Origin of the sequence: Pseudomonas mandelii, from assembly GCF_024138395.1 — a bacterium.
GTDB classification, from domain to species: domain Bacteria; phylum Pseudomonadota; class Gammaproteobacteria; order Pseudomonadales; family Pseudomonadaceae; genus Aquipseudomonas; species Aquipseudomonas mandelii_E.
On record NZ_JAMYDU010000014.1, the window covers coordinates 39,300 to 52,927 of the forward strand.

Annotated in this window: 10 protein-coding genes and 2 pseudogenes; 4 read left to right on the forward strand and 8 right to left on the reverse strand. The window is 59.0% G+C overall.

What is annotated here, in order from left to right:
* Positions 1-380: 380 nt before the first annotated feature.
* The 4 genes and pseudogenes from NHU87_RS19395 to cobA form a co-directional block, all read left to right on the forward strand.
* Positions 381-1,616 (forward strand): annotated as a pseudogene (locus tag NHU87_RS19395) (NAD(P)/FAD-dependent oxidoreductase); the annotation flags it as partial.
* A pseudogene (locus NHU87_RS19400) lies at positions 1,614-1,760 on the forward strand (nitrite reductase small subunit NirD); the annotation flags it as partial. The pseudogenes NHU87_RS19395 and NHU87_RS19400, both read left to right, overlap by 3 nt.
* On the forward strand, positions 1,760-4,477 hold the full coding sequence (locus NHU87_RS19405; protein WP_253551682.1) for a nitrate reductase: 2,718 nt from the start codon (positions 1,760-1,762) through the stop codon (positions 4,475-4,477). The pseudogene NHU87_RS19400 and the gene NHU87_RS19405, both read left to right, overlap by 1 nt.
* 10 nt (positions 4,478-4,487) lie before the next feature.
* Positions 4,488-5,255, forward strand: coding sequence for a uroporphyrinogen-III C-methyltransferase (cobA, locus tag NHU87_RS19410; RefSeq protein ID WP_253551684.1), 768 nt, complete (start codon positions 4,488-4,490; stop codon positions 5,253-5,255).
* 168 nt (positions 5,256-5,423) lie between these two features.
* On the opposite strand, the gene NHU87_RS19415 is transcribed toward cobA, so the two are convergent.
* The 8 genes from NHU87_RS19415 to ppsA all read right to left on the reverse strand — a co-directional run bounded on the left by NHU87_RS19415 (position 5,424) and on the right by ppsA (position 13,535).
* On the reverse strand, positions 5,424-6,458 hold the full coding sequence (locus NHU87_RS19415; protein ID WP_095634289.1) for an OmpA family protein: 1,035 nt from the start codon (positions 6,456-6,458) through the stop codon (positions 5,424-5,426).
* Positions 6,459-6,565: 107 nt separating this feature from the next.
* The gene (gene sigX / locus NHU87_RS19420) at positions 6,566-7,156 is read right to left on the reverse strand and encodes an RNA polymerase sigma factor SigX (RefSeq protein ID WP_032830573.1); all 591 of its coding nucleotides are present in this window, start codon (positions 7,154-7,156) and stop codon (positions 6,566-6,568) included.
* Positions 7,157-7,242: 86 nt separating this feature from the next.
* The gene (locus tag NHU87_RS19425; protein ID WP_253551686.1) at positions 7,243-8,067 is read right to left on the reverse strand and encodes a mechanosensitive ion channel family protein; all 825 of its coding nucleotides are present in this window, start codon (positions 8,065-8,067) and stop codon (positions 7,243-7,245) included.
* 2 nt (positions 8,068-8,069) lie between these two features.
* Entirely contained in the window at positions 8,070-8,318 is a 249-nt protein-coding gene (locus NHU87_RS19430; RefSeq protein WP_038979914.1) for a hypothetical protein, read from the reverse strand.
* 63 nt (positions 8,319-8,381) lie between these two features.
* Complete coding sequence (locus NHU87_RS19435; protein ID WP_253551689.1) at positions 8,382-9,377, reverse strand: zinc transporter ZntB; 996 nt, start codon at positions 9,375-9,377, stop codon at positions 8,382-8,384.
* Positions 9,378-9,402: 25 nt separating this feature from the next.
* The gene (rraA, locus tag NHU87_RS19440) at positions 9,403-9,894 is read right to left on the reverse strand and encodes a ribonuclease E activity regulator RraA (RefSeq protein ID WP_253551692.1); all 492 of its coding nucleotides are present in this window, start codon (positions 9,892-9,894) and stop codon (positions 9,403-9,405) included.
* Positions 9,895-10,068: 174 nt separating this feature from the next.
* The gene (locus tag NHU87_RS19445; RefSeq protein ID WP_253551694.1) at positions 10,069-11,058 is read right to left on the reverse strand and encodes an alpha/beta fold hydrolase; all 990 of its coding nucleotides are present in this window, start codon (positions 11,056-11,058) and stop codon (positions 10,069-10,071) included.
* A gap of 101 nt (positions 11,059-11,159) precedes the next feature.
* Positions 11,160-13,535 (reverse strand): phosphoenolpyruvate synthase, encoded by a 2,376-nt coding sequence (ppsA, locus tag NHU87_RS19450; RefSeq protein ID WP_253551696.1) that lies wholly within the window; start codon positions 13,533-13,535, stop codon positions 11,160-11,162.
* Positions 13,536-13,628 lie beyond the last annotated feature (93 nt).

The window sequence follows — 13,628 nt, forward strand, 5'->3', positions numbered from 1 at the left end:
AAAGATCGCAGGCTGCGCCAGCTCCTACGGGTGGCCCACGATCCCCTGTAGGAGCTGGCGCAGCCTGCGATCTTTTGATCTTTTTCTGCTTCAAAACCGGGCGTCGCGCCTTGAACCGGTGCACACAAACTCCCTCTTCCCACGCTGAGAGCCCATAAATTCGGCATTTGTGCGACTTGGCACAACCACTGCATTACCTTCCCCACCATACATAAAGCCCAACCTTCAACGTAGAAGGCTGCGCTGCCCGAGAGAACGGGACAAGGACAAAGGCGTCCTCGCTAGTTAACTAGCGGGACGCCTTTTTTTGTTTGCGCAAATTTTGTCGAGCAAGGCCTGAATGCCCTGATGAGGCAGGCCCGAGCTCCCCGGAGAACCTGATGAAAAAACTAAAACTGGTGATGATCGGCAACGGCATGGCCGGGGTTCGTACCCTCGAAGAACTGCTCAAGCTGAGTAATGAGCTGTACGACATCACGGTCTTCGGCGCCGAACCTCATACCAACTACAACCGCATCCTGTTGTCTCCCGTGCTGGCCGGCGAACAGACGTTCGAAGAGATCGTGCTCAACGATCTGGACTGGTACCTGGAAAACGACATCAAGCTGCTGCTCAACCGCAAAGTGGTGGAGATCGACCGGGTCAAACGCCGGGTTATCGCCGAAGACGGCACCGAGGCCGAATACGACCGCCTGCTGATTGCCACCGGCTCGACCCCGTTCATCCTGCCGATCCCCGGCAATACCCTGCAGGGCGTGATCGGCTATCGCGACATTGCCGACACCCAAGCGATGATCGACGCCGCCAAGACCCACAAACACGCCGTGGTCATCGGCGGCGGCCTGCTGGGTCTTGAAGCTGCCAACGGCCTGATGCTGCGCGGCATGCACGTCACCGTGGTGCACATCGGCGAATGGCTGCTGGAACGGCAACTGGACAAAACCAGTGGCCAACTCCTGCAAACCGCCCTGGAAGCACGTGGCCTGCATTTCCGCCTGTGCGAACAGACCCAGGCCCTGCACGACGCCGGCAATGGCCGGGTCGGCTCGGTGCAGTTCAAGAACGGCGACATCATCCCTGCCGACCTGGTGGTGATGGCCGCCGGTATTCGCCCGAATACCGAGCTCGCGGAAAAATCCGGTATCCCGTGCAACCGCGGGATTCTGGTCAACGACACCCTGCAAACCTACGACCCTCGGGTCTACGCCATCGGCGAATGCGCCAGCCACCGTGGCATCGCTTACGGTCTGGTCGCGCCGCTGTTCGAACAGGCCAAGGTCTGCGCCAATCACCTCGCGCAACTGGGTTTCGCCACCTACAAGGGTTCGGTGACTTCGACCAAATTGAAAGTCACCGGAATCGACCTGTTTTCCGCCGGCGACTTCATGGGCGGCGAAGGCACCGAGACCATCACCCTCTCCGACCCGATCGGCGGGGTCTACAAAAAACTGGTGATCAAGGATGACGTGCTGGTCGGCGCCTGTCTGTACGGCGATACGGCAGATGGCGGTTGGTATTTCCGGCAGATTCGTGAGAACCATGATATTCGGCAAATCCGCGATCACCTGATGTTCGGCGTCTCTTCATCCATGGAGCAGGCCCTCGGTGACACAGGCAAACGAGTGGCCTGCCCGCTGCACAACTGGCAGATCGACCTGGAAACCGGCGAGGCCCAGGCCCCGGATGTCGGCTGCGCCCACCATCACTCGGCACGGGTCGAGGACGGCCAGGTGCTGCTCGCCTTACGGGAAGCAAGCTGATGGACCGTCAAATCACCGCCTCCAACTGCTGCTACTGCGGGGTCGGCTGCGGCGTGCTGATCGAACACGACGGCGAGCGCATCCTCGGCGTCAGCGGCGATCCGGCGCACCCGGCCAACTTCGGCAAATTGTGCAGTAAAGGTTCGACCCTGCACCTGACTGGCGACCTGGCGGCACGGGCGTTGTACCCGGAACTGCGCCTGGGCAAAGGCCTGGCCCGCAGCCGCACCGACTGGGACACTGCTCTCGATCACGCCGCCAGCGTCTTCGCCGAAACCATCGCCGAGCATGGCCCGGACAGCGTTGCGTTCTATATCTCCGGGCAATTGCTGACCGAGGATTACTACGCCTTCAACAAACTGGCGCGAGCGCTGGTGGGCACCAACAACATCGACAGCAATTCGCGGCTGTGCATGTCTTCGGCGGTGGTCGGCTACAAGCGCAGCCTCGGTGCCGACGCTCCGCCCTGCAACTACGAAGACCTGGAATTGAGCGACTGCGTGATGATCGTCGGCAGCAATATGGCCTACGCCCACCCGATACTGTTTCGTCGCCTGGAAGAAGCCAAATCCCGCCGCCCACAGATGAAAGTCATCGTCATCGACCCACGGCGCACCGACACTTGCGATTTGGCTGACCTGCATCTGGCGATTCTGCCCGGTACCGATGTCGCCTTGTTCCATGGAATTTTGCACCTGTTGCTGTGGGAAGACTGGGTCGACCGCGATTTCATCAAGGCCCACACCGAAGGCCTCACCAAGCTGAAAAACCTGGTGCGTGATTACACCCCGACAATGGTTTCGCAACTCTGTGGCATCAGCGTCGAGCAACTGCATCAATGCGCGGAATGGGTCGGCACTTCACCAAGCTTTCTGTCGCTGTGGTGCATGGGGCTGAATCAGTCCACCGCCGGCAGCGCGAAGAACAGCGCGCTGATCAACCTGCACCTGGCCACCGGACAAATCGGCCGGCCCGGTGCAGGACCTTTCTCGCTGACTGGTCAGCCGAATGCCATGGGCGGCCGGGAAACCGGCAGTTTGTCGAACCTGCTGCCAGGCCATCGCGAAGCAGCCAATGCCGAACACCGCGCGCAAGTGGCCGACTACTGGGGCGTTGATCAACTGCCCACGAACACCGGGCTGACGGCCATCGAACTGTTCGAGCAGATGCGCAGCGGCAAGATCAAAGCCCTGTGGATCGCCTGCACCAACCCCGCGCAGTCGTTGCCGGATCAGACCGCTGTGCGCGAGGCACTGCAAGCCTGCCCATTCGTGGTATTGCAGGAAGCGTTTCGCACCACCGAAACCGCCGCGTTCGCCGACCTGCTACTGCCCGCCGCCAGTTGGGGTGAAAAGGACGGCACGGTCACCAACTCCGAACGGCGCATTTCCCACGTCCGTCAGGCCATTGGCGCACCCGGTGAAGCACGGCCCGACTGGGCAATTACCGTGGATTTCGCACAGCGCCTGGAAAAAATTCTGCGCCCTGGAGCAACCAGCCTGTTTGCCTTTGAAACCCCGGCGCAGGTCTTCGACGAATACAAACACCTGACTCGCGGCCGCGACCTCGACCTGTCCGGGATCAGCCATGAATTGATCGACCAGCTCGGTCCGCAGCAATGGCCCTTCCCCGCCGGAGCCCGAGAAGGCACGGCGCGGCTGTATCTCGACGGAATTTTCCCGACCGCCAGTGGGCGTGCACAGTTCGTGACCGACCCGTATCGCGCCGCCAAGGAGCAACGCGATGCGCGCTTCCCGCTGACCCTGATCACCGGCCGCCTGCGCGATCAGTGGCACGGCATGAGCCGCACCGGTACCGCCGCGCAGTTGTTCGGCCATGTCAGCGAAGCCGTGTTGAGCCTGCACCCGGATGAACTGCGTCGGCATCGCCTGCAACCGGGCGATCTGATCAATCTGACAAGTCGCCGGGGCTCGGTGATCGTGCCGGTCAGCAGCGACGACAGCGTACGTCCGGGCCAGGCATTTCTGCCAATGCATTGGGGTGACCGCTTTTTCAAGGGCGGCGTGAATACCCTCACCCTTCCCGCCTTCGACCCATTGTCGAAACAACCGGAACTCAAACACAGCGGTGTGCGACTCGAGCCTGTGCAATTGCCCTGGCAGCTTTTCGCCCTGATAGAGGGTGATGTTCAACAGCACTTGGAGACGCTGCGACCGCTCTGCGAAGCGTTTTCCTACGCAAGCCTCAGCCTTGCCGGCCGCGAACGCCCTGCATTGCTGATACGCGCCGCCAGCGCCACCGCGCCAGAGCCGCAACTATTGCGTGATATCGATCAATGCCTGGAGCTTAACGACGGTCCGGTATTGGCCTATGACGATCCTCGGCGCTCGATCGGCAAGCGGATACGAATCGAGAATGGCCGGATCACCGCGATTCGTCTGGCCGGTGAAACCCTCGCTCAGCACTGGCTGCAAAGCCTGTGGCTCGAAGGTCGTGCCGACGAACAACTACGCCGTTCGCTGCTGGCGCCCTTGAGTGCGCCACCGGGCAGCGCTGGCGGTCCGGCATCGGGCACCAAAACCCTGTGCAACTGCATGAACGTCAGCCAGAACGCGGTATGTGCCGGCATCAGCCGTGGTCTGGATTTGCAGGGTTTGAAACAAGAACTGGGCTGCGGCACGCAATGCGGCTCCTGCGTTCCGGAAATCAAGCGTTTGCTGGCTGCCACTGCGCAGCCAGTCGCCGACATCTCGTGAGGAAAACACTATGAGCGCAAAAGTCTGGCTGGTGGGTGCGGGTCCTGGCGACCCTGAATTGCTGACCCTCAAGGCGGTCCGAGCGTTGCGCGAAGCGGACGTGGTGTTGATCGACGATCTGGTCAATGACGCGGTGCTGGAGCATTGCCCGAACGCGCGCATTATTCCTGTGGGTAAGCGCGGCGGCTGTCGCTCCACGCCTCAAGCCTTCATTCATCGCCTGATGTTGCGCTATACCCGCCACGGCAAATGCGTGGTGCGGCTCAAGGGCGGTGATCCGTGCATCTTCGGGCGCGGCGGTGAAGAAGCGCAGTGGCTGCGCGAGCGTGGCGTCGAGGTTGAGCTGGTCAATGGCATCACCGCTGGCCTTGCCGGCGCGACCCAATGCGATATTCCGCTGACGCTGAGGGGTGTTGCGCGTGGGGTGACACTGGTCACGGCACACACTCAGGATGACAGCAGCTTGAACTGGCAGGCCCTGGCTCAAGGAGGCACCACGCTGGTGATCTACATGGGCGTGGCGAAGCTCAGTGAAATTCGCGAGCAACTGCTGGCCGGAGGAATGGCGGCTGATACGCCTGTGGCGATGATCGAAAATGCTTCCCTGCCGCACCAACGGGAATGTCGGAGCGACTTGGCGGCCATGGAAGACGATGCCTGCAGCTTCCAGCTCAAGAGTCCGGCGATTTTGGTAATCGGCGCGGTGGCGGCCTGTGATGAGATCAAAAGATCGCAGCCTTCGGCAGCTCCTACAGTGGTTCGACGTTTATCCCTATAGGACTCGAAAATCGCAGCCTGCGGCAGCTCCTACATTTGAAATGCGATCCCTGTAGGAGCTGCCGCAGGCTGCGATCCTTTCGGAACACCGCCAAACCCTCGCTGAAACCCAAATCGCAGACAAAGAAAAGCCCGGCCTAAGCCGGGCTTTTCCAGAGCTGCGAGCTAATTACTTAGCGCTAGCTTCAACCTGCGCTTCTACGCGACGGTTTACAGCGCGACCAGCGTCAGTTTTGTTGTCAGCAACTGGGCGGGATTCGCCGTAGCCAACAGACTGAACGCGGGAAGATTCAACACCGTACTGGTTGGTCAGAACGTTCTTAACGGCGTTTGCACGACGCTCGGACAGTTTCTGGTTGTAAGCGTCAGGACCGACGGAGTCAGTGTGACCTTCAACAGTAGTAGTGGTGGATGGGTACTGCTTCATGAAGTCAGCCAGGTTTTTGATGTCGCTGTAGCTGTTAGGCTTGACTACCGACTTGTCGAAGTCGAACTTCACGTCCAGCTCAACACGAACAACTTCAGCAACTGCTGGGCAGCCATCAGCATCAACAGTTACGTTGGCTGGGGTGTCCGGGCACTTGTCAACGTTGTCGCAAACGCCATCGTTGTCGCTGTCGGCGCAGACTTCAGCTGGTGCTGGAACTGGAGCAGCAGCAGGCTTGGAGCCGCCACCGAAGTTCACACCGATACCAACGCTAGGAGCCCACTCGGTGTCGCCCTGGTCGATATTGTACTGAGCTTCAACGCCAGCACGGGCGTAGAAGTTGTCGGTGAAGTACAGCTTGGCACCGCCGCCAACGTTGGCGAAGGTGGAACCGTTACGACCGCTTTTGCCGTTCTGACCAATGCTTTGGTCGGAGAAGCCAGCCGATACGTACGGACGCAGCATGTCGCCCGGGTTGTTGAAGTGGTACAGAGCATCCAGAGCGGTGTTGGAGCCCTTGATGTTACGGCCATCTTCGGCACGTGCGTTGTGCACTTCGTCGTAGGCCAGACGCAGTTCAACGTCGTCGGTCAGGAAGTAACCGATCGAACCGCCGAACAGGTTGCCGTTGTTCTTGAAGTCACGAGCGCTATCGAACATTTCTTTCTTAGCGAAGCCTTCGATTTCAACTGCGCCTTGGCCTTGTGCCAGAGCGCCGAACGAAGTGGCAGCAATAAGAGAACCAATGGCCAAGCCCAAGGTGTTTTTCAGTTTCATCCGTTAAATCCCCATCTGGTGATTGTGAAGCAGTCCCGCAAACCGGGGGACAACTCGGCGGCAAGTCTATCAGAACTTGCCTACACGTAAGAGATATTTGCGCCGAACTAAGTTTCAGCAATGCCTGCAAATTTCTCACGCAATTTGTCTAGAGCGCGTTTGTAACGCATTTTTGTTGCACTCAAACCCATGTGCATTATGTCTGCGATCTCCTGAAATTCCAGCTCTGCGACAAATCGTAGCACCAGAATTTCACGGTCGATCGGGTTCACATACACCAGCCAGCGATCAAGTCCGCCCTTCTCCTCGGGTTTCGGCATCTTTTCTTCAGATGCTTCCTCGAGGGGGTCCAGACTCAAAGCGTCCATCAAGCGACGCTTTCGCCGTTCTTTCCGATACTGCGTGATGCACTCGTTGTACGTGATGCTATATAGCCATGTCTTGAACTTCGATTTCCCCTCGAAGTTCTTCAGGCCGTAGAGCACCTTCAACATCACTTCCTGACAGACATCATCTGCGTCACGATCGTTCCCAAGATACCGTGCACAAACGTTAAATAATGTTCGCTGGTAACGCCGCATCAGTTCTTCATAAGCGCGCGTTACGTGAAACAGCTCGGTATGCGAGCGCGCGACCAACTCCTCATCAGAGAGCTCGCGGGGGTCGTAGCGCGTGGAGAGCGATTGAGCTTTATTCAAAACAAGTCTGGCCGACAGTCAGGTCAATGTCCGCCGCAATCCTTCAGGACATTTTGCGGCGGCATACATTAGCAGGATTTGCCGGGTTAGCGGCTACTCACATGCTGCTCCAAGAGAAACCGATTCGAGAGAGAGACTAGCTCACCCTCATCGGTCAGCACGGTGGTTTTAACCGTGCCGATCTCTTCGATCTGACCTTCGACCTCACCCACACGCACTTGTTGCCCAACCTGATACAACTCACGCACATAGATTCCCGCAAGAATCTGACCGGCAATTTCCCGGCTTCCCAAGCCCATGGCCAGCGCAACCGCCAGACCAACGGTAATCAAAACGATCACGATCACATGGTTGAGCAGGTCAGTTTTGACCTCCAACTGGCTGATCGCAACCGAAATACTGATGATGATCACCAGGCCCTGGGCAATTCTCCCCAGGCCTGCGGCGTAATCAAGACCTACGCCTTCTGCCGCGCCACGCACCAGCCCATTGGCCAGTTGCGCCAGCAAAACACCCACCAGCAGCACCAGCGCCGCGCCAAATACTTTCGGCAAATACAGCGCCAACATGTCCAGCGTAGCCGAAACTCGCTCAAGTCCAAGTGATTCTGCGGCCGAAACCAGAAAAATCAGCAGAACGAACCAATAAACGATCTTGCCGATCAATGTCGAGATAGGCACTTGAAGGCCCGCTCGGGACAGCAATTTGGTGAGCCCGGTACCGCCCATCAGGCGATCGAGGCCCAGTTTGGCGAGCAATTTGGAGAGCAGCGTGTCCAGCAGTTTGGCCACGACAAAACCCAATAGCAGCACAACCAGTGCGCCAAACAGGTTCGGAATGAAGTTCGCAACTTTGGTCCATAACGCAGTCATTGCAGTGACGAGGCTCTGAGTCCAGAGGTCAAGTTCCATATTCAATCAGCCTTATCAGCAGTGCGAGCGGAAGGTTTACGAAGACGGGAGACCGGCGCGACATGGGCCGACCCGTTATTCAGGGCGATCATCAGCGCGGGCAGCCAACGGCCCAGCAGGCTGAACAGATCGCCGGCACCGACCTGGCGGTTGGCGGTTTTCAGCACGCGCCCCAGGCAAGCATCGTCGTCACGGCTGGACGGCGAAGCTTTGAGCATGTCACGCAAAGACTGTTCAAACGGATCGTGCATACGCACCTCTCGTGATATCTGTGAAAGACGCGGTCAAATTTGCTCGGGTCACATGACTCATCATCAGAACCAGCGCAAACGTCGGTATAGCCACCACTGCCCCAGCGCTACCGAGCCTGCCAGCAAGCAGGCGATCAGGAAGCCATAAGGGCTGGTGGAGAACGGAATGCCGCCGACGTTGATACCCAAAAGACCAGTCAGAAAACTCATCGGCAAAAAGATCCCGGTGATGATCCCGAAGCGGTACATCGTGCGATTCATGCGCACGCTCAGACGCCGGTCTTCGGCCTCCAGGACCAGCCCTACGCGCTCCCGGGTCAATTCCAGCTCCTCGAGATAACGGGTCAGGCTGTTGTTCAATTCGTTCCAGTAATCGCCATCGTCTTCAACGAACCACGGGAGTTTTATCCGCGTCAGCTGACCGAAAATATCCCGTTGAGGTGCCAGAAACCGTTTCAGCGCGGCCGCTCTGCGACGGATTTGCAAAACCGCCCCATGCTCCGGCGTATACCGTTCGTCGGTATCCAGCTTTTCTTCTTCCTCATCGACGATTTCCGAGAGGCAACTGACCAGATCCTGCACTTTGTTGGTGAGGTATTGCGCCATATAAAGGATCAGTTCGGAAGCGGTTCTTGGCCCTTTGCCTTCGGCCAGCTGCACCAACAACTCATCGGTGGCGCGCAACGGCCGCAGACGCAGGGAAATCACCCGCTGGGCCGAACCGAAGATCCGCACCGAGACCATGTCTTCCGGCTCGGCACCTGGATTGAGGTTTATCCCGCGCAGAAACAGCAACAGCTCGGAGTTCGGCAGCGGCAAAAGACGCGGTCGGGTGTTCTCTTCCAGCAACAAGTCGCAACTAAATTCACTCAGACCGCTGTATTTACGCAGCCAGGTCTGGGTTTGCGGATGACTGCGATCCCAATGCAGCCACAGGCTTTCATGGGCCTGCAGTTGCAAGTCATCGAGTTCTGTCCGGGCTATCGAACGCGCACCGCCTTTACCGTCCAGCACCAGGGCATGCACCAGCCCCCACTGCGCGTTTTCTTCCTCGAACATCCTCACCCCTTTAATGAAACGCGCTTTATTCAGGCATCTTCAGCGGGCTCGGCGAAACGATCACGCCGTTGTTGTCCGCATAAACATAGTGACCCGGGTGGAAGGTCACACCCGCGAAGGTCACGGCAATATTGAGTTCACCAACACCGCGCCGGTCAGTTTTCATCGGGTGACTGGCCAGCGCCTGAACCCCCAGATCGGTTTGCGCGATGACGTCAACGTCGCGGATGCAACCGTAGATCACCAGCCCTTCCCAACCGTTATTGGCGGCTTTCTCGGCCAGCAGGTCGCCCAACAGCGCGCGGCGCAGGGAACCGCCACCGTCCACCACCAACACTTTACCGTTACCCTTGAGCGCGACTTGCTCCTTGACCAGCGAATTATCTTCGAAACATTTGATGGTCACGATTTCGCCACCGAAAGAATCACGGCCACCGAAATTGCTGAACATCGGTTCCAGCACCTGTACCAACTCCGGGTAGGCGTCGCATAGGTCAGGCGTGATGTAATGGTTCATCGAGAAACTCCTGTAAGAAGGAAGACAATCGAGTAGGCAGCATACGCGGACCAAGGCTGAACGGCCGCAAACGCGCCGATCGAATCAATCACCAAAAGTGACCAGAACCGCTTAATGCGTCATATCTTAGCCGCAAGCCGTTCAGAGCGAAATGCCCTTGTTAGAGCATCAGGCTCACACGGCCGCGTCCAAATCCGGCTTTCCACCCAGCAAGGGCGTCTGTTGATCCGCCAGCCAACGTGCCACCAACGGCCAGACTTCAGTCTGCGCAGCCTTGCTGACAAGCATCTCCACATGACCGAAATTATCGCCAAAGCCTTGCTCGCGGCCAAGGGTAATGAACTGCTTGTGCTCGGAGCCGACCTGATCGAACAGCTTGCGGCAGGCCCAGGTCGGGTCCTGATGATCACCCGCGGCGCTCACGGCCAGCACCGGCAACTGAACCTCGGCCAAACCCGCCCACCAATCCTTGTCGGCATCGCCAAAACGCCCGAACAGCCCGTACCAGCGCATGCTTTCCAGGGCCAGGCCTATCGGCTCATCCTCCGGGCCGCGCTTGAGCCGGGAACCTGACAGTTGGGCAAAGCGCTTGAGAATGAAGCGCCCGCTCCATTCCACCGGCGGAAACTTCAAGGGCCAGTAGGTGCGGCTGACCTGCGTGCCGAAAAACGCCGCAGATGCGACGACAGGCTCGCCTATGTATTCACCGCCCAGCGCCGCCGCCAAGGTAATCCCGCCCAGCGAATGACCGATCCAGTGTGGGACTTGCCCACTTTGCTCGCGCACGAACGCGCCAATGGCCGGCAAATCGTAACGCGCGTAGTCGGCGACGCGGTTCTTGCGATAGTCCTGGTTGCGCTGAGACAGCCCATGACCGCGCATTTCCGGGATCCACACATCGAATCCCAGACGCGTCAGATAAGCCCCCAGCCCCAAACCTTTGGGAGAGAACCAGAACCGTCGATTGGAAAAGCTGCCGTGCAACAGAATCACCGGCACGCCACGCACCGCCGGCTCATCGGCCAGACCCAGGCGTGTCACAGCCAGTTCGACGGTGCCGTCGGGGCTGTTACCGGGTTTCAAACGATAGACGTCTTCGCTCAGATCACCGCGCCGCTCGGCGCTGATCAGGGCGACAGGAAATAGGTTGCTGCTGCTTTGCATAAGCTCTTGCACAAAAAAGGGCGGCATCCAGAGGAGCCCGCCCTACTTGAGTCTTAAAGCCTCGACCCACACTAACACTGGACCGAGGCTTCATTCACGAATCAGACCGAAGCCTGACCCTCAGCCAGGAAGAACCAGGTTTCGAGCACGGAATCGGGGTTCAGCGAAACGCTTTCGATACCCTGATCCATCAGCCACTTGGCCAGGTCCGGGTGGTCCGAAGGGCCCTGGCCGCAGATACCAATGTACTTGCCGGCCTTGTTGCAGGCCTGAATAGCATTGGCCAGCAGCTTCTTGACCGCAGGATTACGCTCGTCGAACAGGTGCGCGATGATCCCGGAGTCACGGTCCAGGCCCAGTGTCAGCTGAGTCAGGTCGTTGGAGCCGATGGAGAAGCCGTCGAAGAACTCGAGGAACTCTTCAGCCAGGATCGCGTTGGACGGCAGTTCGCACATCATGATCACGCGCAAACCGTTATCGCCACGGGCCAGACCGTTTTCGGCCAGCAGATCGACCACCTGGCTCGCTTCGCCCAGGGTGCGAACGAACGGCACCATGATTTCGACGTTGGTCAGGCCCATCTCATTGCGCACGCGCTTGAGGGCGCGGCATTCGAGCTCGAAGCAGTCGCGGAACGATTCGCTGATGTAACGCGAAGCGCCACGGAAGCCCAGCATCGGGTTCTCTTCTTCCGGCTCGTAGAGCTTGCCGCCGATCAGGTTCGCGTATTCGTTGGACTTGAAGTCCGACAGACGCACGATGACCTTTTTCGGCCAGAACGCTGCCGCCAGGGTACTGATACCCTCGACCAGTTTCTCGACATAGAAGCCGACCGGGTCGTCGTAACCGGCGATGCGCTTGTCGACGCTGTCCTTGATTTCTTGCGGCAGGCCGTCGTAGTTCAACAGTGCTTTGGGGTGTACGCCGATCATGCGGTTGATGATGAATTCCAGGCGGGCCAGGCCCACACCGGCGTTCGGCAGCTGCGCGAAGTCGAAGGCGCGGTCCGGGTTGCCGACGTTCATCATGATCTTGAACGGCAGATCCGGCATGGCATCCACGGAGTTTTTCTTGATGTCGAAGCCCAGTTCGCCTTCGAAGATGTAACCGGTGTCGCCTTCAGCGCAGGAAACAGTCACGCCCTGGCCGTCTTTCAACAGCTGGGTGGCGTTGCCGCAACCGACCACGGCCGGGATACCCAGCTCGCGAGCGATGATCGCCGCGTGGCAGGTACGACCGCCACGGTTGGTGACGATGGCGCTGGCGCGCTTCATGACCGGTTCCCAGTCCGGGTCGGTCATGTCGGAAACCAGAACGTCGCCCGGCTGGACTTTGTCCATCTCGGACACGTCCTTGATGATCCGCACCTTGCCGGCGCCGATGCGCTGGCCGATGGCACGACCTTCCACCAGCACGGTGCCGGTTTCTTTCAACAGGTAACGTTCCATGACGTTGGCCTGGGTGCGGCTCTTCACGGTTTCAGGACGGGCCTGAACGATGTAGAGCTTGCCGTCGTCGCCGTCTTTGGCCCATTCGATGTCCATCGGGCACTTGTAGTGCTTCTCGATGATCATTGCTTGTTTGGCCAACTCGCTGACTTCAGCGTCGCTCAGGCAGAAACGTGCACGATCGGCCTTGTCCACGTCGATGGTCTTGACCGATTTACCGGCCGTGGCCACTTCGCCGTAGATCATCTTGATCGCTTTGCTGCCTAGGTTGCGACGCAGGATGGCCGGACGACCGGCTTCCAGCGTGCCTTTGTGGACATAGAATTCATCCGGGTTCACCGCGCCTTGTACGACGGTTTCACCCAGGCCGTAAGCGCCGGTGATGAACACCACGTCACGGAAGCCCGATTCGGTATCGAGGGTGAACATCACGCCGGCGGTGCCGGTTTCGGAACGGACCATGCGCTGCACGCCGGCCGACAGGGCAACCAGCTTGTGGTCGAAGCCTTGGTGGACGCGGTAGGAAATCGCACGGTCGTTGAACAGGGAGGCGAACACCTCTTTGGCGGCGCGAATAACGTTTTCGACACCACGGATGTTCAGGAAAGTTTCCTGCTGGCCGGCGAAGGAAGCGTCCGGCAAGTCTTCGGCGGTAGCGGAAGAGCGCACGGCCACGGCCATGTCAGGGTTGCCGGCCGACAGCGTGGCGAACGCGGTGCGGATCTCGGCGTTGAGCTTCTCGGGGAACTCGGCTTCCATGATCCATTGACGGATCTGGGCGCCGGTTTTGGCCAGGGCGTTGACATCGTCGACATCCAGCGCGTCGAGGGCGGCGTGGATCTGGTCGTTCAGACCGCTCAGTTCCAGGAAATCACGATATGCCTGAGCTGTCGTGGCGAAGCCACCGGGAACCGATACACCGGCACCTGCAAGGTTACTGATCATCTCGCCCAGGGATGCGTTCTTGCCCCCCACATGCTCTACATCATGGACGCCGAGCTTATCGAGGGAAACTACGTACTCTACCAAGGTGATCTCTCCACTAACTGTGTTGGAAAAGCTCAGAAGCCGGCGACTCGGGGGAGCCTTTGCCGGCTGTATGGCCTGGACCTGGAAAATAAG